Genomic DNA, 22,590 nt, shown 5'->3' on the forward strand with positions numbered 1-22,590 from the left:
CGAATGTGGCCCCGCAGGGCCGCGCTGTTCTACGTCCTTTGCGCAGGGGGTGTCAAACGAGGGAGGCTCGCACCGTCCCCTCCGAAGCCCCCCTGACCGTGCTACACGGGAGCGATGCGCACCGTGGCCTTGCGCAGGTAGTCCACAGGGTAGTAGCTCTGCTTGGCCTTGCGCAACCCTTCGTCGTCGAGGTCCTGCTCGCGGTTCACCAGACGGAAGCGGGCCCCCTCGTACTGCACGAACTGCTGGTTGATGGCCTGATAGACGCCACGGTAGTCGCCACGCCCCTTCTCGAAATGCACAACGAGGGTCTCGTCGTCGAGGGCCTCTCCCACGGTGTAGGCCACCATGCGCCCCTCGGCATAGAGTGCGCCCCCCACGAGGCCGGGGATGCTGTCCCACTCTTCGAGCACCCGGATGACAGCCTCGTTCTCGGCCAGCAGCGACTCGGATTCGGCGCACTCGCGCCACTGGCACCATTCCTCCTGCATCTCGATGACGGCCTCGATGCAATCGGGGGTGAGGGGATGGTAGTCGATGCCATAGGCCTTGGCGTAACCGTTCACATGATTCTTCTTGCGATGGAAGCGGTTACCCTTGAGGTCGGCGAGGTCGGCGGAATCGTAGAGATAGTCCCACTGACCGGGCGTCTCCTGCACCGTCACCCTGTCGCCCAGCACCTCGCGCCAGAGGCTTGCCAGTTCTTCCGGTACGCGGATGAACTCCATCCCCTTGCCGAGACATGTGCAGGATGCCCAGTCGATGTCGCCCCACGGCCCCACGGGGGCCCAGTAGCGCACTTCGGGCAGGGTCTGCCGCAACCAGCACAGTCCGTGTTCGAACCTCCATTCGAGGCCGTAATGCTCTGCCCATCCCCACAGGTTGGTGAAGCTGTAGTCCGAGGCACGGCGTGGCGTCCGTGCGAAAAGGGCGAGATAGTCCTGCATCGCATCGAGGGTGACGGGCGAGAAATCAGTCGCGGACATTGCTATTGCCTCCCTTGTGCGTCGTACCGTTGGCGCGGCGCATCATGCTGAACCTGCTCCAGTCCTTGGTCAGGAAAAGCCAGAACATGGTCGAAGACTGAAAGACCTGCGAGACGAGCATGGCGATGAAGACCCCCGCCGCGTCGCGCCAGACCACATGCCCCATGAACCACGCGCATGGAAGGCGCACGAACCATGTGGCCGAACTGTAGACGATGAAGTTGTAGAACGTGGCCCCCGCCCCGGTCATGATGCCCCCGAGGGTCATGCTGGCGACGGTGAAGGGAATGGATACGAGGTTGTAGCGCAGATAGCTCACCGTCTGCGCGGCCACGGCCGCATCGGGAGTGAGGATGGCGGAGAGTTCGGGCACCCACGGCCAGAGCAGGGCCGCCAGCACGGTCATGCTGCCGCACCCTATCACCAGCAGGCGCAACCCGACACGGCGCGCGTCATCGCGCAGCCCCGCTCCCAGCAGATGCCCCACGAGAATGGAGGCCGTCATGTTGAAGGCGAAGGCCGGAAGAAAGATCAGCGACTCCACGCGCATGCCCGCCGTCAGCCCCGCCAGCGCATTCACGCTGTCCGCCGGGGCGGGCAGCGACCCCGTGATGGCGAAGAGCACCAGATAGCCCATGTGCCACAGCACCTGCATGGCAGCTGCGGGTGCCGCCACCTTCACGAGGTAGGGGGCGCCGCACCGTATCCAGCGCCAGGGCGGCATCGAAACACCCTGCACCATGCCGCCGCGCCGCAGAAGCACCACATTGAGCGCAGCCCCTGCCAGCACCGACCAGAACGTCCCCCACGCGACCCCGGCATAACCGAAGTCCGGCAGCCCCCACAGGCCAAGGCCGAAACCGGCACTGGCGACGGCGTTGACGACGCTGACCACGACCATGGTCAGCAACGGGGCGATGACATCCTTGCGCGCCCTGAAGGCGGCGTTGCTGATGGTGAAAAGATAGTGGGCGGGCAGCGTCAGCAGGTAGACATGCCAGAAATAGGAGGCCACGGGCATTATGCGTTCCGGCACCATGAGCACATGCAGCAGCGCGTCGGCAGCCACAAGGCCCGAGGCCGCCACGACGCCGCCGCACAGCGCGCCGCCCCAGAGGATGAGCGAGACGTAACGCCGGGCCCGGGCCAGCAGGCCCGCGCCAAGGGCCTGCCCCACTGCGGCGACGGCCCCGTTGGAGAGGGCCACCGCCACCACCAGCAGGAAGAACATGCACTGGTTGACGATGCCGAGAGAGGCCTGCACATCGGGGTTGATGCGCCCCGCCACCCATACGTCGGTGAAGCCGATGATGAACTGGAAGAGCATCATGAGCATCTGGGGCCATGTGAGCCGCCAGATGCCCCTGAAGGAGGCGTCGCCCGCCGCTATGGATGATGTGACCGTCACGCCTGTGCCTTCCGCCGATGGTGCACGACTGTGTCTTGCAAGCGTCACACGGTAGCCGTACCATGACCGTGTCGCTGTCCGCTTCAGGGTCTCTGCTTGAAGCCCCGAAGCGCATCCGCCGTCAACCCCGTCATCAGGAGGTTGTCATGTCGCACTTCAAAGAAACCCCGCAGACCCCCGCGCTCACTCTCGACATCGGTGCCGCACGCCGCGAACGCCTTGACCGCATCCTTGACACGGCACGCGAACTCGGTCGCCGCGTACAGCCCGAAGAGCACCTGTTGCGTGCGCTCGACGCATGGCTGGACGACACCGGAAAGCAGCTTGAGAGGCTGCGCCGCGAGCGCGAACGCCTCGCGGCCGCCACCGGAGACCCCATTGTCATGGGCCCCGCGCCTTCTTCTGACGAAGCAGGGCGTCCCCCATGCCAAGCTGCCCGCGACACGCAGTGCCATCCGGGTGGACAGGGCACCGCCATCGACCTGCGCCCTGACAGATATCCCCGTCCGGCCTGAAACAGGGGGCTGCAGAAGCCCCCTCGGACCCGGTGCCCGTGCGTGCTCGACTCATGAGGCCGAGGATACGTGCATGACGCACATCGTATGGCGCCATGTTCTCCCGCAGCCCTGCGGAACGCATGGCTGACGCGTACGCCAGCGCCTGTCCGGCAGCATACATGGCAGCATACCCGGCAGCACACCCGGCTACTCGTCCGGTATCATGCGGGGCATCATAAGGACTCTCACGGGACGCGATGCGCGCAAGGCTTACGGGGCATCACGCGTCGGACAAAGATAGGCCGTCAGACCCGGCTGTCAATGACGTCTCCCGCATGCAGCCTGTGCAGCGTACCGTTTCCGGCCAGAATGCACAGCCAGCCTTCAGGGGTCATGTCCGCCACGCGCCCTTCGACAAGTTCATCGCCGTGGCGCACTCGCAGATGCCGGCCCACGATATCCGAAAGTTCCTTCCAGCGTGTGATGACGGCCCCGGTGTCTCCCTCGCGCAGTGCACCGTACCAGTGTTCGGCACGTTCCAGAAAGGCGCGGGCGACATCAGCCCTTGCGACAGGTCGGCCGCACTCCGTCTGCAGCGACGTGGCGGCGACGCCCGCATCGACGAGGGCTTCCGCCGGGGTACTCACATTCACCCCCACGCCGGTGACGACCCAGTCCACCATGTCGGCGACGAGTCCCACCTCGGTGAGGTTGCCACAGACCTTGAGCCCCGCCATGAGCAGGTCGTTGGGCCATTTGACCTCCGGCATGAGGCCCGTCACGGCCTCGACAGCCTCTGCGGCGGCGACCGCCGTCATGAGGGTCACCAGCGGGGCCGCCTGCGGAGAAAGGCGGGGACGCAGCACCAGCGACACATACACGCCACCCTGCGGCGAGACCCATGGTCTGCCCGTACGCCCTCGCCCTGCCAGCTGCTGTGCGGCCATCACGACAGTGCCTTCGCAGGCACCGCCTACGGCAAGCGCCACGGCATCGCGATTGGTCGAGTCGGTGCTCTCGTGCCAGTGCAGACCGACCTTGCCGAACACCTCTGTGGCAAGTCCGCGCAGTACCTCTGCCGCCTCGAAGGGGGCTGTGGTCCTGTCCAGCCTGTAGCCGCGCCGCGTCACCGCCTCGATGACATAGCCCGCCGCACGCAACGCCCTGACATGCTTGCCCACGGCAGCGCGACTGACCCCGAGTTCCCTTGAAAGCTCCTCGCCGGAGCACCATCCATCGGCCTCGAACAAGCGTTCGAGTACTCGACGACGGGTCCCGTTTCTGCCCCTGTCGTCCATGATAATTGTAAACCCTCTAGAGCGTCTCTCGTTGACAGTAAGAGAAGGCACGGTTAGTCGCTCGCGATACGCGAGGTACACCATGCACAACCTGCTCGAAAACCTGCGCCGCCGCCTTCTGGCGCAGCGCACCCCGGAACCGCTCCCCCCGACATCGCAGGGTCTTGCACGACCGTCCCATGACGTCGTCCGTGGGCCTTGCGATGCCGACATCCCCCCGGATGCCCGAAACACGATGCCCGAAGGCATCACCGTCGAAGAAGCGCTTGCCGTGGCAGAACTTCCGCAGAAGCACGCCCTCGACATCCTCGCCACCGCACAGGCGATTCGTTCAGTCCACAAGGGCGGCCCCGCCGCGCTGTGCGGTATCGTCAACGCCAAGTCGGGCCGCTGCCCGGAAGACTGCGCCTTCTGCGCACAGTCCTCGCACCATGCCACGGGCAGTCCCGTGCATGCCCTTCTCGACGCGGAGACCCTTCTCCGTCGTGCAGAAGAGCTACGCCAATCCGGAGCCGAGCGCTATGGTATTGTGACGAGCGGCACGCGCCTGACCGTCCGTGAACTCGCCACGTTGTGCGAGGCGGCGGTGCGCATCCGACGCGAAACAGGCATCGCCCTGTGCGGTTCTCTGGGGCAGTTGACGCCTGACGCGGCCGCCTGCCTGAAAGAGGCGGGTTTTTCCAGCTACCACCATAACCTTGAGACTTCTAGAAGTTTCTTCCCGGCCATCTGTTCCACACACGCCTACGACGACGACATCGCCACCGTGCGTGCCGCACGGGCTGCCGGGCTGCGCACATGTAGCGGCGGCATCTTCGGCATGGGCGAGACCGACGCCCAGCGCATCGAACTCTCGGCCACGTTACGCGAACTCGACGTGGATTCCATCCCCGTCAACCTGCTGTCGCCCATTCCGGGAACCCCGCTGCAACACCGCCCCACCATGCCACCCATGCGCGCCCTTGTGAGCATCGCCATCTACAGACTCATGCACCCGGCGCGTGACATCCTCGTGTGCGGCGGCCGCGAGGCGACCCTCGGCCCGTGGCAGTCGTGGATATTCCTTGCCGGGGCCAACGGCATGATGGTGGGCAACTATCTTACAACCACGGGACGGGATATGGCGGACGACCTTGCCATGCTCGCCACCCTCGGAGTCCGCGCATGAGCACTTCTCCCTTCAACAGCCGTGTCGCGCCTATGCCGCATGATGATGCTACCGCGCCCGTTTTGCATTACGCGCATGACGCTGCTGGTGCGCATGACGCTGCTGACGCTGCTGGTGCGCATGACGCTGCTGACGCTGCTGGCACGCCACCCTGTGCCGCCTCCCGCACAGCCCGCCTCCGCAGCCTCGACGCAGCCCATGTATGGCACCCCTTCACCCAGATGCGCGACTGGATGGGCAGTGAACCGTGCATCATCGACGCTGCCGACGGCAACCATCTCATCGACACCGACGGCAACCGCTATCTCGACGGCGTCTCGTCGCTGTGGACCAACGTCCATGGTCACCGCCATCCGCACATCGACGAGGCCATACGACGGCAACTCGACCGCGTGGCCCACTCCACACTCCTCGGCCTTGGCGGTACGCCCTCCATCGAACTTGCGGCACGTCTCACCGCCATCGCCCCGGCAGGGCTCACACGCGTGTTCTATTCCGACAGCGGTTCCACCGCCGTGGAAGCGGCCCTCAAGATTGCCTTCCAGTACCATCGGCAGGCCCCGGAGGGCGATGCACGCCGCACCCGCGTGATGGCCTTCAGCAACGCCTACCACGGCGACACCATCGGTTCCGTCTCGCTAGGGGGTATGTCGCTCTTCCACGGCATCTACGGGCCGTTGCTCTTCGACCCCGTGCGCGCCCCCGCCCCGCACTGCTACCGCTGCCCTGCGGACCTCAGGCCGGAGACATGCGGCATGGCGTGCCTCGGCGAGGTCGAACGCCTCATGCGGCACCACGGGCACGAACTGTGCGCCGTGGTCGTGGAACCACTGGTGCAGGGCGCGGCGGGGATGCTGGTGCAGCCCCGCGGCTGGTTGCGCGGGCTGCGCGACCTCTGCGACCGCCATGGCGTCTTCATGGTGGCAGACGAGGTCGCCGTGGGCTTCGGCAAGACGGGCACCATGTTCGCCTGCGAACAGGAGGGCGTCGTGCCCGACATGCTCTGCCTCGCCAAGGGCATCACCGGGGGCTATCTGCCACTGGCGGCGACCCTCGTCACGGAACACATCCACGATGGCTTTCTGGGGGGCTACGCCGACTTCCGTACCTTCTTCCACGGACACACCTACACGGGCAACGCCCTCGCCTGCGCCGCGGCCCTCGCCTCGCTCGACGTCTTCGAAGAGGAACGCACGCTGGAGACCCTGCGTCCGCGCATCGAACGACTGGCGACACTGCTGGCCCCGCTGAACGACCTGCCCCATGTGGGCGACATACGCCGCGTTGGCGTGATGACCGGCATTGAACTGGTCGCCGACCGCGAGACCCGCACCCCCTATCGCCCCGAAGAACGCATCGGCCATCGCGTGACCCTCGAGGCGAGACGGCGTGGCGTCATCGTAAGGCCGCTGGGGGACGTGATGGTGCTCATGCCCCCCCTCTCCATCACGGAGACGGAGTTGGAGACACTGGTGCATACCGTACGCGGCGCCATCATCGCCGTCACCGAACACGGGGCGGACGGGGGATTGTGGACGAAGCGCCCTGACGGCCCGGACAACCCGGACAAGGCCAACACGCCGGACACACCGGACGGGGCTCGCACCGGGGAGACCGTGGTGTGAAGACCGTCCACGAAGGAACGTTCCTCTTTCCCGCCACCCATCCGCTCTTCGCAGACCACTTCGAAGGTGCGCCCGTGGTGCCCGGTTCGTTGCTGCTTCGCGCCTTCGTGGAGGAAGCGGGCACCGTATGGCCCGACTTTGCGACGCAGGGCGCCACGGGCTTTCGTTTCCGGCGGTTCGTGACGCCGGGTCGTCACCCGTTTCGCATGGAACGTACCGACCTCACTGTGCGCTGTACACTCATGGACGCTCAGGGGGGCATACTGGTGCGAGGCGATCTGACGACGGCAGACGCGACGGGCGATGCCGGAACGGATAACGACAGAACGGGCGCTGACGGAGAGGCGGCCCTGCATACCTCGCCAAGAGGAACAACGGCATGACTCTGCACCAGAAGGATGGTGACGACTACGCGGGGGGCACGCGACGCCCCACCGCCGTCGCTCACGCGCAGCATGACATCGCCCCCGGAGTGGTGCTCATCCTCGGCGGTTCCAGCACGCTGGGGCTTGCCGCAGGTCGTGCGCTACTTGCCGCGGGACATCCCGTGGCCCTGACAACCCGCAATGCCGAAGGAACAGGGCGCATCCTTGCCGCCCTCGCCCCCGGTGAAGCGGGCATACCCGACGGCGGCACTGACTTCTCCGGCAACAGGCCTGACCTCTTCAGCAACAGGCCTGACCTGTCCAACGGCGGGGCAGACAGGTGCCGTGTCTGTAGACATACGGGACACGCACCGTATGCCGTGCTGCCCGTCGAGAGTGCCGAATCATTACCCGACCGGTGCGCGGACGCACTGGGGACCCCGCCCCGCCACATGCTGGACTTCATGCATGGCCGCTTCGAGACGCTGGTCGCTGCCGCCCACGTCCACGACATCGACCGGTGGGCCATCGACGACATCGCCCTGCGGGCCCGATGCCTTCGCGCCGTCAGTCGGGCGATGCTGGCGGAGAGGGCCGGACGTTGTGTCTTCGTCTCCTCGACGGCAGCAGCCATGGCAGCGCACGGGCAGGGCTACTATGCCGCAGCCAAGGCAGCGGGCGAGGCCCTGTACCGCAGTGCGGGTCTTGAACTGGCATCACGCGGGGTGACCACCTGTTCGTTGCGCCTCGGGTGGGTGGATGCGGGGCGCGGGGCGGACTTCATACGGGGCAATGACGCGCCCTACCGAGACGGGACTGCCCACGCCGTGCCCACCCCACACACCGCCACACAGCTTGCCGATGGCGTCCCCACCGGGCGTCTCGTCACCGTGGACGAGGTCGTGGGCACGCTCATGTTCCTCCTCTCCGGGGCGGCGACATCGCTCAACGCCACCCATATCACCCTCGACGGCGGCTTCACCGCCGGAAAGCCCCGCGCCGGAACGCCGCGCACAGGTTCAGGAACACGGCGCACGGGCTGATGGCATCCCGAAAGCCGCCCTCCGCAGCACACACCGCAACAGACCGTCCAGACACCACGAACCATCAACAGTGGGCGGACGCCCACCCACGAGAAGCCCATGCCAGAGACACCAGCATTCGACACGGTACGCGCCATCGTCGCCGACATCTTCGAGGTGGCACCCGAAACCCTCACGCCCGCGACCCGTCTCTTCGAAGACCTGCCCTGCGAGTCCATCGACCTTCTGGAAATCGGCGCGGGTCTCAACCGCCGCTGCCGCATCCCCGTGGATGACGACGCGGCCTTCCTGCGTTCACTTCGCATCCACCTCATGGAGGCCGAGAGAGAGAGACGCGATGCGACACAGCACCTTGCCAGCGTCTACCCGCACCTCACAGCACGGCGGGTGGCATCCATCGTCGAGGCACTGCGCGCCCCCGCATCACCGCCTGTGCTCACGCTGGCTGACATCACCGCCTACGTCGACCACGTACGCAACGACGTGCAGCGCACCGGAGAGGTTTGACCGGCATGGACGGGGAAAGAGACAGGGGACAAGGGGGGCATGGACACCAGGCCCCGTCACTCCTGTCCTCTCACCGACGTGCGGGCGGCACCCCGCAGTCAAGGGACAGGGCGGCCCCCCGGACTGGCACACAGACTGACGTGCCCACCGGCACCCCGACTGGCCCCTGCACTGCACTGACGGGCGCACAGACACCGCCTTGCGAAGTAGCCCGACAACCATCAGCACCCCGCCTGCACTCCATCTGTGGGCCCTATCCACCTGACATCGCATCGCCATGAACGACTCCGCACATCACCAACGCACGCAAGACGCCACGGGCAACCGCATGCGCGTCGTCATCTCCGGCATGGACTGCGTCACGCCCTTGGGCGACGACGCCAGCCTTGCCGCCCACCTACACCACGGCACCCCGCCCTTCATGCCCGCCCCGGTGCTGCCGGGGGCCGCATGGTGCCCTGTGAACGCCTTCGACCCGGCACAGGCGACAGACCACTGGCGACACCGCCGCTATCTCTCGCGGGGCGGTCTCTTCGCGCTGGCTTCGGCCCTCGGCGCAGCACGCGATGCTGGATGGGGGGCATCGGCCCCCGACGGGGCGGCGCTGGTCACCGCGCATGGTCCCAACCTCGACATCACCTCGGACTTTCCGCACTGCCATTGCGACGTCTCCGGGACTGGCGACACACAAGGCGATGCGCCCTCTCCCTGCGCGACCTCGACGCATGGAGGCCCCACCGCCGCGCACGGCGTCAATGGCATGAATGGCGTGGATGGCCCAGATGAGGCGCGACATGGCCTCTCCCGCGATACGGCAGGACTCGACCACCCCGGACTTGATGCCCTGTGGCTGCTGCGCTGGCTGCCCAACACCGCCGCCTCGGCCATCGCGCAGCGCCTCGGCATCCATGGTGAAGGGCTGGTCGTAGGCACGGCCTGCGCCGCAGGCTTGCAGGCACTGGGAGAGGCATACCGCCGCGTGCGGCACGGTCTCGCCCCCACGGTGCTGGCTGCGGGCGGCGACTCCCGCCTCTCTGCGGGGGGGATGCTGGGCTACGCACGGGCCGACGCCCTGTGGCACTCCAACGCGCGCCCGGCCTCCCATGCCGAGGCCCTGCGTGCCATGCGGCCCTTCGACGCCGCGCATGGCGGCTTCGTCCCCGGTGAAGGCGGTGCGGCCTTCGTACTGGAGACGGAAGCCGCTGCATGTGCGCGGGGGGCTACAATCCACGGCGAGATTCTCGGATTCGGCGCGACACTGGACGGTGCCAGCCTCACGGCCCCCGATGCCACGGCGCATCACGCCGAATGCGCCGTGCGCAAGGCCCTCGATGACGCAGGGTTCACCCCCGGCGACATCGCATGGGTGGCAGCGCACGGCACCTCGACACCGCGCGGAGACGCCGCCGAAGCCCTGCTTCTGCAACGCGTCTTCACCGACGCGGGGCACCGCCCCGCCGTCACCGCCCTCAAGTCATGGACAGGTCACCTCGCCTCCGCCTGCGGACTCGCCGAATGCGCGCTGATGCTGCGGGCCGCCCGGTGCGGCGTGCTGCCGTCCATCCGCAATCTCGACACCCCATGTTCCCCGGCAGCGGAAGGACTCGACCTCGTGCGCGAACCACGTCCCTTCCCGCAAGGGCCGGGACTCATCCAGAGTTTCGGCTTCGGGGGGCAGAATGCCGCGCTCATCGTCATGCCTGCCGTAACAAGGGCGGGCCAGTGATGCCGCGTCACGCCATGCCGACAGCACACGACGCCATCTTCACGGACGGCACACAGAGGGCCTCGCACACGTCCCCTTGCCCCCCGCATCTCCCCGGTGAAGCACTCCCCGACGACACGCCCCCCGGTTTCGTGCTTCTGGACGCCATCACGCGCTACGACACCTCGGGGTTGACCGCAGTGCGCCAGTACAGCCGCACCCCGGCATGGCACGCGGTGGAAGCCATGGCACAAGCCGGGGCCATGCATCTGCGGTTTCTGGGCGACTTCTCAGACCATGCCTTCCTGCTTGGCATCACCGACTGCCCTTGGCCCGAGACGCCGCTTGACGGCTGCTGCCGTATCGAAGTGCGCCTCACAGCCCTCACACAGGGGGCGGCATCCTACGACATGACCCTTTCCCTCGATGGCCCTGATGAGGTGACCACAAAGCAACAGACGGTGGGGCGTACTGTAGAGCACGCGGTACGGTGGGTGGGGCAGGGTGCGATGCTCTTCGGTCGCGTCCCCTACGACAACATATACCGCGAGGCCGTCCTCGCGCCACGCTACCGGAGACTCTTCGCATGGCTCACCCGTTCCTGCACCGCCTGACCCTGCGCCTCGACGCGCAACGCGCTGCGGGTCTCGACCGCACTGTCATGACACCGGAGACGCGTACGACTCGCCACGTCATCCTCGACGGTCAGCGACTCTGCAACTTCGCCTCCAACGACTATCTCGGCCTTGCCGATGATGCGGCATGGCGTGCCGAGGTCGCCGACTGCTTCGCCCGCCACCCTGCTTCGGGCACGGCATCACGCCTTGCCGCCGGACATTCCGCGCTGGTGGCCGAAGCCGAAGCTGCATGGGCCGAACATTTCGGATATGAGAGTTGCCTCTTCCTGCCCAGCGGCTATCAGGCCAACCTCGCCGTGGTGACGGGGCTGCTGCACACGGGCGACACCCTCTTCATCGACAGGCGTATCCACGCCAGCATGGCGCGGGCAGTGCCCCTGTGTGGGGCACACCCGGTCACCTATCCCCACGGCGACCTCGCCCGACTCGACCGCAGGCTGACCGCGTGGAGACACGAAACAACCGCGGAGACGGCATCAGCCGCACCTCTCACAGAGGGGGCGCCCCTGTCGTCCCCGCCCGCGACATGTCCGACGGCATCCCCGCCGCCGCACGGGGACGCCAGCCCCGTCATACTCACCGAATCCCTCTTCAGCATGGACGGCACAGTGACCTCCATGGACGCCCTCGCCACCCTGCGGTCACGACACGGGGCCTTCGTCATCCTTGACGAGGCCCATGCCTGCGGTGCCTTGGGGCAAGGCGGGCGCGGCCTTGCATGGGGACAAACGGAGAATGCCCCCGCCGCCGACGTCATCGTGGGCACGCTGGGCAAGGGACCGGGATTCTTCGGTGCGTTCGTGCTCATGCCGCGCATCGTGCGCGAGTCGCTTGAGAACTTCGCCTCTGCCGTCATGCACTCCACGGCCCTGCCTGAAGCCCACGCCGCTGCCGTGTTGCGTCTGCTGCCCCGCATGGCGGGCATGGACGACGCACGCGCACGCCTCGCCCGCAACGCCCGCGCACTGCGCGAGGGGCTGGCCGGTTGCGGCCTGCCAGTGCATGGCGACGCCCATATCCTGTGCATTGAGACAGGTGACGAGGCACAGGCAACGCAACTGGCCCGAAGACTTCGTACCCAAGGGGTGCTGGCCCTCTCTGCGCGACACCCCACCGTCCCCCACGGGCACGCCATCGTGCGCTTCAGCGTCACCGCCGCCCATACCGACGACGACATCACGTATTGCAAGGAGACCGTTCACACATGTCTGCACACGAGATGAACCACGCGACACCACGTCTGCCTGCGCCCCTCTTCGTCACCGGTACGGATACGGGGGTGGGCAAGACGGTGGTGAGTCTGTTGCTGATGAGGGCGCTGTTCAGACGGGGGATGGTCCCCTTCTACGCCAAGCCCATGCAGACGGGCTGCCGCGACCCGTATGACACGGACAGCGACGCAGCCTTCGTCTACCGGCATGTGCCGGAATTGGCGGAAAGGGATCCTGCGGAAGCGGTGGGATGGTGCTTCAGGGCACCCAAGGCTCCGCTCCACGCCGCGCGGGACGAACGCAACGGCGTGGAGACGGAAGACCTGATGCGCAGGTTGGCAATCCTGCGCGCTACACATGCCTGCCTCGTTCTGGAGGGTGCGGGCGGGCTCATGGTGCCCTTCACCGCCGACGCGCTGTGCGTCGACTGCATCCGGGCGGCGGATGCGCGCCCCGTGCTTGTGGCGCGGGACGGTCTGGGAACCGTGAACCACACCCTCCTTTCCGTGGAGGCGATGACCCGAAGAGGCGTGACGCCGGCAGGGATCGTTTTCGTTGCATCCGGAAAACGCCCCACCCCTTCGGACCTTGTCCACGACAACATGGAAGCGGTGGCCATGCTGTCAGGGATATCCGTGAGCGGCATCGTGCCGCCCATCCTTGATTTTCATGCGCCGCCCGAAGCTGCGCTGACCGTTGCCGACGCCGTCATCGACGCGGCACTCGGCCTGTAGTCACCCATACCCCGCGTGGCTACGGCATGGGCCGGAAGGCCGCCCCCGCCCCGCGGCAGGAGAATGCGGTGCGGGGGCGCACTCCGGGCAGACGGGGTGCACTCCCGGAGCACCCGCGCCTTTCCGGAGAAACGTCGACGTATACGTGACGGGGGCTAGAGCCCCAGCCCCTCGTACATGGCCACAAGGTCGTCCAGCGTCTCGCGGCGCCGCACGAGGCGAGGCCTGCCCTCGAGGTCGATGAGCACCTCGGCGGGGCGCATCCGCTGGTTGTAGGAGGAACTCATGACATAACCGTAGGCACCGGCGTCGAGAACACCGAGGATGTCACCCTCCTCCACCGGAGGCAGGGGCCTGTTCCTGGCGATGATGTCGCCGCTTTCGCAGATGTTGCCCACAACGGTCTGCGGCAGCAGCAGGTCCGAGGGGGCTCCGTCTTCACGGTACACCTCGATGTCGTGGTGCGCGTCGTACATGACGGGACGCGCCAGCACGTTGAAGCCGAGGTCGGTACCCACGTAGCGGTTGGCACCGTTGGACTTCACCGAATGCACCGAACCGAGAAGCAGGCCGCATTCGGCCACCACGTAGCGCCCCGGTTCGACGAGGAACCGCCCGCGATAGCCGCGCCGCTGCGCCCAGCCGGAGATGAGGTCGTCGAACTGCGCCCCCATGGCGGTGAGGTCGAGACGGGGCTGGTTGTCGTACTTGTGATAGGGGATGCCGAAGCCGCCGCCGAAGTCGATGACCTCGACGTCGTCGAAGCGTTCCGCCAGCGTGAGCAGAAAACGCGCAGCCTCGACATAGCTTTCCGGTTCGAGGAAGAGCGAGCCGATGTGCTGGTTGATGCCCGCCAGCGTGAGATTGTGCCGTGCGAGGATGGTACGCACCTCATCGATGGATGCGGGGTCGACGCCGAACTTCGTCTCCTTGCCCGCCGTGACCACCTTCTTGTGGTGGCCCGCCCCGATGCCGGGGTTGAAGCGCACCATCACGCGCCCGCCGGGGTTCACCTCGCCGTAGAGGTCAAGCTGCGAGAGCGAATCGACGCTCACCAGCAGGCCATGCGACACGGCATTGCCCAGTTCTTCGGCGGAGACGTTGTTGCACACGTAGAGAATCTTGTCGGGGGAGAAGCCCGCCCGAAGGTTCATGAACAGTTCGCCGGGCGACATGGCGTCGACCACCAGCCCTTCCTCGCGGATGATGTGGAGCAGCGCGAGGTTGCTGTTGGCCTTGGCGGAATAGTTCACGCGGAAGCCGGGATGCGACGAGAGGGCCTTCATCTCGCGGCAACGCTGGCGGAGGATGGCCTCGCTGTAGACATAGAGCGGACTGCCATAGGTCTCGACCAGTTCGGTGGGCGAGGTGAGTCCGAAGAAGCCGACGGCGTCGGTGTAGGTGGATCGTACGTTGGGCATCACTCTGCTTCCTTGCCTTCGCGGATGCGGATGAGTTCCATTTCGTGCAGGATGGCCTCGCGCATGAGGTAGACGAGATGCTCGTTGCGCGAATACAGGCACCGCCCGCTCACGCCGGGTTCCAGCAGTCCCGCGATGACCTCGCTGGTGTCGGCGATGAGCTTCACATGTCCGGTGCCAGCCCGGTTCTTCAGAAATACGGCTCCCGCGATGGCGGGGTCGGTGTCGGAGAGGATGACGACCTTGAGGCCGCGTGCCACGCAATCCTCGAACTCACGCCGGAAGAGGGCAAGATTCTCGTGATGCAACGAGGCATAGACGCGCAGCGTCGCACCCGTCAGCATGTTGCGTATCTTGTTGGCGGTGTTCGCCAGTCCCGCGACGGTGAGATAGGGCGTCTCGTCGGGCTGTTCCTCGGGCAGGTTGGCATCGAGGAAGGCAAGCGTGGCCTCCGTGTCGCGCCGCAGGTTCCCAAGCAGTTCATGCCGGGGTACGGGGACATAGCGGCTGGCATCACCGCTGGCGACCACAGCGCCCCCCTTCTCGACGAGGCTGGAAAGCGCGGCATAGGCGTTGGAACGCGAGATACCTGCAGCCTTGGCAGCCTCATAGCCCGTCATGGCCCCGTGGCGCAGCAGGGTGACGTAGAGCAACGACTCCTGCTGCGTGAATCCGAACTTGCGTAGTGCGAGGATGGTCTCCATCGCGCGTCTCCTCTCTCTGTGCCGCACATGCGGCGGTACCTTTCCGCATCGCCGCCAGGGTACGGGCGGTGCCCCTGCGTCATGCATATCGCACGACCTGCCCGGGGCCGCACCATCGAGTCCGGCCTCCGGAAGGCCGCCACCGCACCTCTGACCAAGCAGATGGCAACGCACGCAGCATCGGCAGAACTACGAAGAAGGCGGAACTTGAAGACAGTCTCTGCCTGCTTCCTGTGCTTGCGGCCGACGCCGCCATGCGTGGTACTGATTAGTACCACTATAGCCACAAATCATTGCTGTCAATACGGAAGCCGGGTAATTCCATACGCTGCATCCCAGTCGCCCCATACCCATTCGCACAAGCCAGCCCGCACTGGCGGCGCTCGGGTGTCCTTCTCCTCTTCACCAGTGGATGCCTGTTCCGTCGGCATCCCTCGCACCATGGCGCTGATGGACACCGGCTGCACGTCAGGGGACGTTGTGCAGAGGGACACTGCCGCCTTACCGGCGAAGCCATGCAGGGGTGACGAGGACGACACAGCAGCGACAATACCGGAACGGGCACGCCCCGTCTTCGCAAACCGCCCACGGAGGCCAACTTGTCAGGTCATACCGCACACTCCGGCACCCGCCATCCGCACACCGGGGCAACAGTGCAACGCCTTGCCGCAGAGGTCGAGTCGCACATCATCGCGCACCGTCGTGCCTTGCACGCCATCCCGGAAACGGGCTTCGAAGAGAGGTGCACCGCCGCCTATGTGGCCGAAACCCTGTCGGGGCTTGGGCTGCCCGTCCGCACCGGCATCGCCACGACGGGTGTCACCGCCCTTCTCGACACGGGACTCGAGGGGCCTGTGGTCATGCTGCGGGCCGACATGGACGCCCTGCCCGTGACCGAGGCCACGGGGCTGCCTTTCGCGTCACGGCACGAAGGCAGGATGCACGCCTGCGGGCACGACGCGCATATGGCCATGCTCCTTGGCGCAGCCGAGATGCTGTCCGCCATCGTCCGTGAAGAACCCGGCAGACTGCGGGGCAAGGTGCTCTTCCTCTTCCAGCCCGCCGAGGAGGGCCCGGGAGGTGCCGCCCCGATGATAGCCGAGGGCGTTCTCGACGAACCGAAGGTGGATGTCTGCCTCGGTGCCCATGTGTGGCCCTCGCTGCCTGTCGGCACGGTGGGCGTGAAGCCGGGGCCGCTCATGGCCGCCATGGACCGCTTCGAACTTGCCGTGCATGGCAGGGGGGGGCACGCCGCCACCCCCCATCTCTGCGTCGATGCGCTGGAGACGGCGACACAGGTCGTGGGTGCCCTGCAGCGGGTCGTGAGCCGCATGACCGACCCGCTGGAACCCGTCATCCTCACCATCGGCGAGCTTCATGCCGGTACGGCCTACAATGTCATTCCCGGTGAAGCGCGCATGGCGGGCACGGTGCGCACCTTCTCGCCCGATGTGCGTGCCGCATGGGAGGACCGCATCCGCACGGTGGCAGACGGCGTCTGTGCAGCCATGGGAGCCACCGCCACCCTCGACTTCCACTATTGCCACGGCCCGGTGATCAACACCCCCCGAGTGGCCGAGGTGGTGCGCCGCGCGGTGGTCGAGGCAAGAGGGGAACAGGCCGTGACGACGCCCACCCCCACGCTCGGGGGCGAGGACTTCTCATGCTTCCTCGAACGGATTCCCGGATGCTTCTTCTTCGTGGGATGCGGTGGCGACGTTCCCATCCACAACCCGCGCTTCGACCTCGACGAGCGTTGTCTTGCGCTGGGGGCCGAGACGTTCGTTCGTGCCGCACTCCTGTTCACGGAGGGCGGCGCAACGGGAATGACCGCGTAAAAACGCTTTGACATGCTGCAACGGGCGGGCGAGAATGCCGCTTTACCCACCCACACAAAAGGAAACATCATGGCAATACAGAACGGCGCTACGGTTCGCGTGCACTACACCGGGACCCTTGATGACGGGACCGAGTTCGATTCGTCGCGCGACCGCGAGCCGCTCGAATTCACTCTTGGCGAAGGGATGCTCATCCCCGGCTTCGAGAAGGCCGTGCTCGGCCTCAGCAAGACAGGCGATGCCGTGAAGGTCGTCATCCCCGCCGAAGACGCCTACGGCGAGCGCCTTGAAGAACTGGTCATCTCCGTGCCGCGCGATCAGGTTCCGCCGCACATCGAGCCCGAAGTGGGCCTGATGCTCCAGCTCATGACCGATGGCGGCGAGATGGAAGTGGCTGTCACCGAAGTTACCGACGAAGCCGTGACCCTCGACGCCAACCACCCCCTCGCGGGTGAGACGCTCACCTTCGACATCGAACTGGTCGAAGTGCTGTAGCCCTATACCGGGCGGCGCACCCCGCCGTCTGCCCTATGCGCAACGAACGGCGCGTACCCCACGGTGCGCGCCGTTTCCATGTCCGTCCACGAAAGATGTCTAGGCCTCGCCCCGACCGCCATCGCCGTCAGCAGAAGTAGCCCCATCAGGAGCCTTCCCGGGCAGGCAGGGTCCGTCGCCATCGCCTTCACGCCACACGCACACCCTGTCACGCCCTTCGGCCTTGGCCCGGTACAGCGCTGTGTCCGCCCTGCGAAGAAGCTCTTCCAGCAGATTCCCGTCTCCGCCGTGTTCATCCAGCGAGGCTACCCCGACACTCACCGTGAAACGAATGACGTGTCCACCGAACTCCACCACAAGCGCAGCGGCATCCACACGCAACCGTTCGGCAATCACCACGGCGTCGCGGGTATCGGCATTGGGGGCTATGACCACGAACTCCTCGCCGCCGTGGCGCGCCCCTATGTCCGACCATCTGAGCCCTCCGCGGAACACCTCTGCAAAAGCCTGCAACACGGCGTCTCCGGCTTCGTGTCCATAGGTGTCGTTGATGGTCTTGAACCGGTCGATGTCAGCCATCAGGCAGCTGCACGGTCGCCCGCCACGCCAGCACACATCCACCACCTTGGCACCTTCAACGGCGACATACCGACGGTTGTGCAACCCGGTAAGCTGGTCGGTAACTGCCATGCGTTCCAGCGCCCGCATGTGTTCGCCGAGTCGGGCCGACATGGTACAGAAGTTCTTGTACAACTGTCGTATCTCGACAGGTGCGGCAGCAAGGTCGACAAACTCGCATTCCGGCTGGAAATCTCCGGCCGCAATCCTTCCTGAAAGTGTAGCCACCAGCCGCGTAGGCCGGACGATGGTTCGTCCGAAGCGCACCACGAACGGTACAAGGACGAGTACGATGGCACTGTTCACCAGCAGAACGACCAAAGCCGCACGCCGCTGTCCCGCAAGTGCCACGTCCTGCGGCAACTCGCGCACGAGAAGCCACTCCCCCCCCTTGGCAAACCGCGCCACACGCAGCACGTCAGTGCCTTCCGCTGTTTGCATGACCATGAAACGACGCCCGTCATCCCCGGCAAGTGCGCGTAACGAGGCAACTTCGTCGGTGCCGAGTGTCCGGCCCTTTGTCAGCGTGATGCCGTCGCGTCCAACCAGAAATGCCGTTCCACCATCGCGCAGGCGAAGACTCTGCAGCACCATGTTGACCCGCGTGAGGTCGACCACGCCCCCCACGGCACCGGCGATAGCACCCGCCCTGTCCCGATAGGGGGCGGCGATTACCACGATGGGCTTGCCACTGACCCGCGACTTCACGACCTCGGAAACGACGCGACGCCCATCGAGGGCGCTACGTATGTAGCTTCGGTCTCCGAGGGCAAGCCCCGGTTTCGCCTTGATGCCCGCCACCACCGTCCCATCCGGGCCAACAGCGAAAATATCATCGAAATCAGGTGTTGCACTCTGAACGACGCGAAAATGGTCCTCAAGACTCAAGAGTGAGTCATCATGCAGCATGATGGTCGCCGCAAGCACCTGCACCCTTCCCGCATACCCGTCCAGCAATCCATCAAGGACACGGGCATGGTGGGCCAATTCGGCATTCAGGTCGGCCGACACATCCGCAACGAACGGCTGTCGCAAGAACAACAGGAACACGAGAGGGGCTACCAGCAACGGTGCACCGAACAGCAGCAGTACAAACAAGACGAGCCTGCCCTGCAACGTGTCGAAACGCTTCATCCGAACCTCTCAGGTCGCATTCCCAGCCTGCTGACTCTATCCTACCGTTTCCTCCCCCTCAATACATTAGAATATCATATGAAGAAGGGGCACCCCCTACGGGGTGCCCCTTCCGGCAGTCCTGTGTCCGGTGACAGCTATCGCAGCAGCACCAGCGTGCCGACCTGATAGACCGCTACCGAGACGCCGAAGGCCAGTACCGTGTTGAACGCGGTGCTGAAAAGCGCCCAGCCCCACGAACCGGCCTCCTGACGGATGGCGACTACGGCTACGAAGCAGGGGGCGTACAGGAGAACGAACACCAGCAGCGAGAGTGCCGTGGCGGCATTCCAGTTGGGGTCGTTCCTGATCTGTTCGGCCAGCGGTGCCGCATCTTCGGGGTCGACCTCACCCAGCGAGTAGGCGGTACCAAGCGTGGAGACGATGACCTCCTTCGCTGCAAAACCACCCACAAGGGCGATGTTCGTACGCCAGTCGAATCCCGCATAGCGGCTCACGGGTTCGAGTGTGCGTCCGATGCTGCCCGCCACGGAGTGCTCAAGGGCGGCCTCGGCCCGTTCGGCATCAAGGGCGGCAAGCTGTTCCTCAAGTTCGGTGGTGTCCTGCCCTGCCTCCTTGCCCTGCTCGATGGAAGCGGCGACGGTGGCGCTACGCGCCTCGAAGTCGGCGACCACGTTCTCGGGCAGGCTGGGGAAGGTCATGGCCAGCCACAGCAGCACGGAGATGGCCAGAATGACGGTACCGGCCTTCTTCAGGTACTGCCAGGTACGCTCCCACGTGTGGATGAACAGGCCACGCATGGTGGGGAGGCGGTACGGGGGCAGTTCCATGACGAAGGGCGTAGAGGGCCCCTTGATGACGGTGGAACGCAGCAGCCGTGCGACAAGCAACGCCGTGGCCCAGCCCGCCAGTGTCAGACCGAAGAGCACCGACGCCTCATTCTCGGCGAAGAAGATGCCGACGATGAGGATGAACACGGGTACCTTCGCACCGCACGCCATGAACGGCACGGTGAGCAGTGTTGCAAGCTTCTCGCGACGGCTGCGGAGAGTGCGCGCAGCCATGACGCCGGGCACGGCGCAACCGCCCGCGATGCCCCCGCCCACGATGAACGGCATGACAGAGCAGCCATGAAGGCCGAACACGCGGAACACCCTGTCGAGCATGTAGGCGATGCGCGCCATGTAGCCCGAGTCTTCGAGGAAGGCGATTTGCAGGAAGATGAGCATGATCAGGGGCACGAAGCCCATCACGCCGCCCACACCGTCGATGATGCCCGATATGATGAGCGACTTCAGCAACCCTTCAGGCAGGCTGTCGGAGGCGATGCCCTTGAGCCACTCGAAGAACGCCTCGACCCATCCCATGGGAATCTCGCCGATGGAGAAGGTGACGAGATAGATGGCATACAGCACGCCAAGCATGAGCAGGGGGCCCATCAGGCGATGGGTGAGCACCATGTCCATGCGGTCGGAAAGGGCCATGCGGTTGGCGAGTTCGTCGTGCCGTGTGACGACGCCCTGCCGCAACACCGAAGAGATGTAGCCGTAACGGTAGTCGGCGATGACGGCTTCGGGGTAGCTGTTGAGTGTCACCTTCAGGTGGTCGGACACTTCACGCACCATGTCTTCAAGCTGGGCCGAGGCAGCGGCCGAGGCTTCGCGCCCGAGGTTCATGATATGTTCGTCGCTCTCAAGATACTTGAGCGCCACCCAGCGGGCGGGATACCGCCCCGCAAAGAACTGCTGTTCCTCGATGAAGTTCTCCATGCGGCGGATGACCGGGTCGAGGTCGGCACCGTAGGAGATGGAAAGCGGCGTCCACGGCGTGGCGCTGCGGGCCTCGCCAAGCGCTACGGCCTGACGCAGAAGTTCCTGCAACCCCTCGCCAGTGCGCGCCACGGTCTCGACCACCGGCACCCCGAGAAGGCCGGCAAGGCGTTCCGCATCGATACGAAGCCCCTGCTTGCGCGCCTCGTCCATCATGTTCAGCCCGATGGCGACAGGTGCGCCCATTTCCATGATTTGCACGGCGAGGTAGAGGTTGCGCTCAAGGGCACCTGCGTTGACCACGTCGATGACCACATCCGGCCTGTCATCTGCCAGCACCGAACGGGCCACGACCTCTTCCTGCGTGTAGGCCGTCAGCGAATAGGTCCCGGGCAGGTCGACGATGTGGATGTCGCGCCCGTCAAGCCGGGCGTAGCCTTCCTTCTTCTCGACGGTGATGCCGGGGTAGTTGCCCACATGCTGGCGCGCCCCGGTGTATTCGTTGAACGCCGTCGTCTTGCCCGAGTTGGGGTTGCCCGCGAGGGCCACCACGAATCTGCGGCTCATGCCTTCTCCCCTCCGTCGGCTTCCATCACTTCAACGGTGATGAAGTCGGCCTCGTTGTTACGCAGCGAGAGGGTGAACCCCTTGAGTCTCAGGGCCACGGGGTCGCGCAGGGGTGCCCTGCCCACGACCTCGACTTCCGCGCCGGGCACAAGCCCCATATCGCGGACACGCCTGCCAAGTTCACCCTGTGCCGACACGGTGGCTATCCGTGCCGCCTGCCCGACGGCCAACTGCCGCAGGGAGATGGTCGAACCCATGTGATGCTCCTTCGTTGGCGGGGAACCCCACGCTCCCCGCAATTGATTTTCTTTATCAATGATGATGCCAAAAAAAAGACTCAGTGCCGGCAGCCACTGCAACCGCCCGAACCGCTACCCGTGCCGCCGCTTCCGCAGCCACAACCGCAGCCCGACTTGCGGAACGCATAGCGCCACACGAGATAGCCGACAGCCGCCACGACGATGGCGGCGACGACCATTGTATCCCACGTCATGATCATACCTCCTGCCCGAAATCCGGGCTTCTTACACCTTCGCTGCCACAGGTTCGCACAGCACAGTGCAAGCCAGCGAGTCTCCCAGCACGAAAGAGGACTCGCGCACACGTACGCAACATCCACCGGCCTGCGAACAGACCTCTATCTCCGAACCGGGGGTGATTCCGAGCGCACACAACCTGCCCCTGTCACGAGGGCAGTCGCAGAGGCGGTTGACCCGAACCCGCGAACCGGCAGGAGCTTCACGGAGAGAACAGCAACGCATGGCGTATCCTTGGCATGTCTACGTTATGAAGGCAGATACCCGCATCTTCCGATGCAGACGACACACATATGCACCCGATGAAAATGATTGTCAAGTTT

The 22,590-nt window shown here is 65.6% G+C and carries 22 protein-coding genes; 12 read left to right on the top strand and 10 right to left on the bottom strand.

Going from position 1 to position 22,590, the window contains the following annotated elements:
* Positions 1-101: 101 nt before the first annotated feature.
* Both DVU_RS11940 and DVU_RS11945 read right to left on the bottom strand, forming a co-directional pair.
* Positions 102-986 carry a DUF2156 domain-containing protein gene (locus tag DVU_RS11940; protein ID WP_010939824.1) on the bottom strand — a complete coding sequence of 295 codons (885 nt, stop codon included), beginning with the start codon at positions 984-986 and terminating at the stop codon, positions 102-104.
* The gene (locus DVU_RS11945; protein ID WP_010939825.1) at positions 973-2,394 is read right to left on the bottom strand and encodes an MATE family efflux transporter; all 1,422 of its coding nucleotides are present in this window, start codon (positions 2,392-2,394) and stop codon (positions 973-975) included. The genes DVU_RS11940 and DVU_RS11945 overlap by 14 nt, the downstream gene beginning before the upstream one ends.
* Before the next feature lie 146 nt (positions 2,395-2,540).
* Between DVU_RS11945 and DVU_RS11950 the strand changes: the two genes are divergently transcribed.
* Positions 2,541-2,909, top strand: coding sequence for a hypothetical protein (locus DVU_RS11950; protein WP_010939826.1), 369 nt, complete (start codon positions 2,541-2,543; stop codon positions 2,907-2,909).
* A 287-nt stretch (positions 2,910-3,196) separates the two neighbouring features.
* On the opposite strand, the gene DVU_RS11955 is transcribed toward DVU_RS11950, so the two are convergent.
* Positions 3,197-4,189, bottom strand: coding sequence for a biotin--[acetyl-CoA-carboxylase] ligase (locus tag DVU_RS11955; RefSeq protein WP_010939827.1), 993 nt, complete (start codon positions 4,187-4,189; stop codon positions 3,197-3,199).
* Between the two features lie 82 nt (positions 4,190-4,271).
* Between DVU_RS11955 and bioB the strand changes: the two genes are divergently transcribed.
* The 9 genes from bioB to bioD all read left to right on the top strand — a co-directional run bounded on the left by bioB (position 4,272) and on the right by bioD (position 13,185).
* Positions 4,272-5,357 (top strand): biotin synthase BioB, encoded by a 1,086-nt coding sequence (bioB, locus tag DVU_RS11960; RefSeq protein ID WP_014524529.1) that lies wholly within the window; start codon positions 4,272-4,274, stop codon positions 5,355-5,357.
* Positions 5,354-6,982: an adenosylmethionine--8-amino-7-oxononanoate transaminase gene (gene bioA, locus DVU_RS11965; RefSeq protein ID WP_010939829.1), complete on the top strand. Its 1,629-nt coding sequence runs from the start codon at positions 5,354-5,356 to the stop codon at positions 6,980-6,982. The genes bioB and bioA overlap by 4 nt, the downstream gene beginning before the upstream one ends.
* A complete protein-coding gene (locus tag DVU_RS11970; protein WP_010939830.1) occupies positions 6,979-7,365 on the top strand; it encodes a hydroxymyristoyl-ACP dehydratase in 387 nt (128 codons plus the stop codon). The genes bioA and DVU_RS11970 overlap by 4 nt, the downstream gene beginning before the upstream one ends.
* Positions 7,362-8,390: an SDR family NAD(P)-dependent oxidoreductase gene (locus DVU_RS11975; RefSeq protein ID WP_010939831.1), complete on the top strand. Its 1,029-nt coding sequence runs from the start codon at positions 7,362-7,364 to the stop codon at positions 8,388-8,390. Before DVU_RS11970 ends, DVU_RS11975 begins: the two co-directional genes overlap by 4 nt.
* A gap of 99 nt (positions 8,391-8,489) precedes the next feature.
* Positions 8,490-8,897 (top strand): acyl carrier protein, encoded by a 408-nt coding sequence (locus DVU_RS11980; RefSeq protein WP_010939832.1) that lies wholly within the window; start codon positions 8,490-8,492, stop codon positions 8,895-8,897.
* A gap of 277 nt (positions 8,898-9,174) precedes the next feature.
* Positions 9,175-10,623, top strand: coding sequence for a beta-ketoacyl-[acyl-carrier-protein] synthase family protein (locus DVU_RS11985; protein WP_010939833.1), 1,449 nt, complete (start codon positions 9,175-9,177; stop codon positions 10,621-10,623).
* A gap of 14 nt (positions 10,624-10,637) precedes the next feature.
* Positions 10,638-11,216 carry a hypothetical protein gene (locus DVU_RS11990; protein WP_223295099.1) on the top strand — a complete coding sequence of 193 codons (579 nt, stop codon included), beginning with the start codon at positions 10,638-10,640 and terminating at the stop codon, positions 11,214-11,216.
* Positions 11,189-12,463 (top strand): aminotransferase class I/II-fold pyridoxal phosphate-dependent enzyme, encoded by a 1,275-nt coding sequence (locus DVU_RS11995; protein WP_010939834.1) that lies wholly within the window; start codon positions 11,189-11,191, stop codon positions 12,461-12,463. Before DVU_RS11990 ends, DVU_RS11995 begins: the two co-directional genes overlap by 28 nt.
* A complete protein-coding gene (gene bioD, locus DVU_RS12000; RefSeq protein WP_010939835.1) occupies positions 12,445-13,185 on the top strand; it encodes a dethiobiotin synthase in 741 nt (246 codons plus the stop codon). The genes DVU_RS11995 and bioD overlap by 19 nt, the downstream gene beginning before the upstream one ends.
* 155 nt (positions 13,186-13,340) lie before the next feature.
* On the opposite strand, the gene lysA is transcribed toward bioD, so the two are convergent.
* Together lysA and DVU_RS12010 are read right to left on the bottom strand one after the other, a co-directional pair.
* Entirely contained in the window at positions 13,341-14,606 is a 1,266-nt protein-coding gene (gene lysA / locus DVU_RS12005; RefSeq protein ID WP_010939836.1) for a diaminopimelate decarboxylase, read from the bottom strand.
* On the bottom strand, positions 14,606-15,310 hold the full coding sequence (locus DVU_RS12010; RefSeq protein ID WP_010939837.1) for a TrmB family transcriptional regulator: 705 nt from the start codon (positions 15,308-15,310) through the stop codon (positions 14,606-14,608). The genes lysA and DVU_RS12010 overlap by 1 nt, the downstream gene beginning before the upstream one ends.
* A 599-nt stretch (positions 15,311-15,909) precedes the next feature.
* Here DVU_RS12010 and DVU_RS12015 point away from each other — a divergent pair.
* A complete protein-coding gene (locus DVU_RS12015) occupies positions 15,910-17,148 on the top strand; it encodes a M20 family metallopeptidase (protein WP_010939838.1) in 1,239 nt (412 codons plus the stop codon).
* Positions 17,149-17,217: 69 nt separating this feature from the next.
* On the top strand, positions 17,218-17,643 hold the full coding sequence (locus DVU_RS12020; protein WP_010939839.1) for an FKBP-type peptidyl-prolyl cis-trans isomerase: 426 nt from the start codon (positions 17,218-17,220) through the stop codon (positions 17,641-17,643).
* Between the two features lie 99 nt (positions 17,644-17,742).
* Here the strand turns inward: DVU_RS12020 and DVU_RS12025 are convergent, their stop codons facing one another.
* The 5 genes from DVU_RS12025 to DVU_RS12040 form a co-directional block, all read right to left on the bottom strand.
* Positions 17,743-19,395 carry a sensor domain-containing diguanylate cyclase gene (locus DVU_RS12025; protein WP_010939840.1) on the bottom strand — a complete coding sequence of 551 codons (1,653 nt, stop codon included), beginning with the start codon at positions 19,393-19,395 and terminating at the stop codon, positions 17,743-17,745.
* 137 nt (positions 19,396-19,532) lie between these two features.
* Positions 19,533-21,731 carry a ferrous iron transport protein B gene (feoB, locus tag DVU_RS12030; RefSeq protein WP_010939841.1) on the bottom strand — a complete coding sequence of 733 codons (2,199 nt, stop codon included), beginning with the start codon at positions 21,729-21,731 and terminating at the stop codon, positions 19,533-19,535.
* Entirely contained in the window at positions 21,728-21,988 is a 261-nt protein-coding gene (locus DVU_RS12035; RefSeq protein ID WP_010939842.1) for a FeoA family protein, read from the bottom strand. The genes feoB and DVU_RS12035 overlap by 4 nt, the downstream gene beginning before the upstream one ends.
* Before the next feature lie 80 nt (positions 21,989-22,068).
* On the bottom strand, positions 22,069-22,224 hold the full coding sequence (locus DVU_RS16715; RefSeq protein WP_010939843.1) for a hypothetical protein: 156 nt from the start codon (positions 22,222-22,224) through the stop codon (positions 22,069-22,071).
* Positions 22,225-22,255: 31 nt separating this feature from the next.
* Entirely contained in the window at positions 22,256-22,492 is a 237-nt protein-coding gene (locus DVU_RS12040) for a FeoA family protein (protein WP_010939844.1), read from the bottom strand.
* Positions 22,493-22,590 lie beyond the last annotated feature (98 nt).

Source organism: Nitratidesulfovibrio vulgaris str. Hildenborough, from assembly GCF_000195755.1.
GTDB classification, from domain to species: domain Bacteria; phylum Desulfobacterota; class Desulfovibrionia; order Desulfovibrionales; family Desulfovibrionaceae; genus Nitratidesulfovibrio; species Nitratidesulfovibrio vulgaris.

Bases quoted from the DNA above. Each gene is read 5' to 3' on its own strand.
- DVU_RS12035 (WP_010939842.1), bottom strand. From the start codon at position 21,988: ATGGGTTCGACCATCTCCCTGCGGCAGTTGGCCGTCGGGCAGGCGGCA.
- DVU_RS11995 (WP_010939834.1), top strand. From the start codon at position 11,189: ATGGCTCACCCGTTCCTGCACCGCCTGACCCTGCGCCTCGACGCGCAA.
- bioD (WP_010939835.1), top strand. From the start codon at position 12,445: ATGTCTGCACACGAGATGAACCACGCGACACCACGTCTGCCTGCGCCC.
- DVU_RS11990 (WP_223295099.1), top strand. From the start codon at position 10,638: ATGCCGACAGCACACGACGCCATCTTCACGGACGGCACACAGAGGGCC.
- DVU_RS11985 (WP_010939833.1), top strand. From the start codon at position 9,175: ATGAACGACTCCGCACATCACCAACGCACGCAAGACGCCACGGGCAAC.
- DVU_RS12040 (WP_010939844.1), bottom strand. From the start codon at position 22,492: ATGCGTTGCTGTTCTCTCCGTGAAGCTCCTGCCGGTTCGCGGGTTCGG.
- lysA (WP_010939836.1), bottom strand. From the start codon at position 14,606: ATGCCCAACGTACGATCCACCTACACCGACGCCGTCGGCTTCTTCGGA.
- DVU_RS12010 (WP_010939837.1), bottom strand. From the start codon at position 15,310: ATGGAGACCATCCTCGCACTACGCAAGTTCGGATTCACGCAGCAGGAG.
- bioB (WP_014524529.1), top strand. From the start codon at position 4,272: ATGCACAACCTGCTCGAAAACCTGCGCCGCCGCCTTCTGGCGCAGCGC.
- DVU_RS16715 (WP_010939843.1), bottom strand. From the start codon at position 22,224: ATGACGTGGGATACAATGGTCGTCGCCGCCATCGTCGTGGCGGCTGTC.
- DVU_RS11940 (WP_010939824.1), bottom strand. From the start codon at position 986: ATGTCCGCGACTGATTTCTCGCCCGTCACCCTCGATGCGATGCAGGAC.
- DVU_RS11980 (WP_010939832.1), top strand. From the start codon at position 8,490: ATGCCAGAGACACCAGCATTCGACACGGTACGCGCCATCGTCGCCGAC.
- DVU_RS11950 (WP_010939826.1), top strand. From the start codon at position 2,541: ATGTCGCACTTCAAAGAAACCCCGCAGACCCCCGCGCTCACTCTCGAC.
- DVU_RS11955 (WP_010939827.1), bottom strand. From the start codon at position 4,189: ATGGACGACAGGGGCAGAAACGGGACCCGTCGTCGAGTACTCGAACGC.
- bioA (WP_010939829.1), top strand. From the start codon at position 5,354: ATGAGCACTTCTCCCTTCAACAGCCGTGTCGCGCCTATGCCGCATGAT.
- feoB (WP_010939841.1), bottom strand. From the start codon at position 21,731: ATGAGCCGCAGATTCGTGGTGGCCCTCGCGGGCAACCCCAACTCGGGC.
- DVU_RS12020 (WP_010939839.1), top strand. From the start codon at position 17,218: ATGGCAATACAGAACGGCGCTACGGTTCGCGTGCACTACACCGGGACC.
- DVU_RS11975 (WP_010939831.1), top strand. From the start codon at position 7,362: ATGACTCTGCACCAGAAGGATGGTGACGACTACGCGGGGGGCACGCGA.
- DVU_RS12025 (WP_010939840.1), bottom strand. From the start codon at position 19,395: ATGAAGCGTTTCGACACGTTGCAGGGCAGGCTCGTCTTGTTTGTACTG.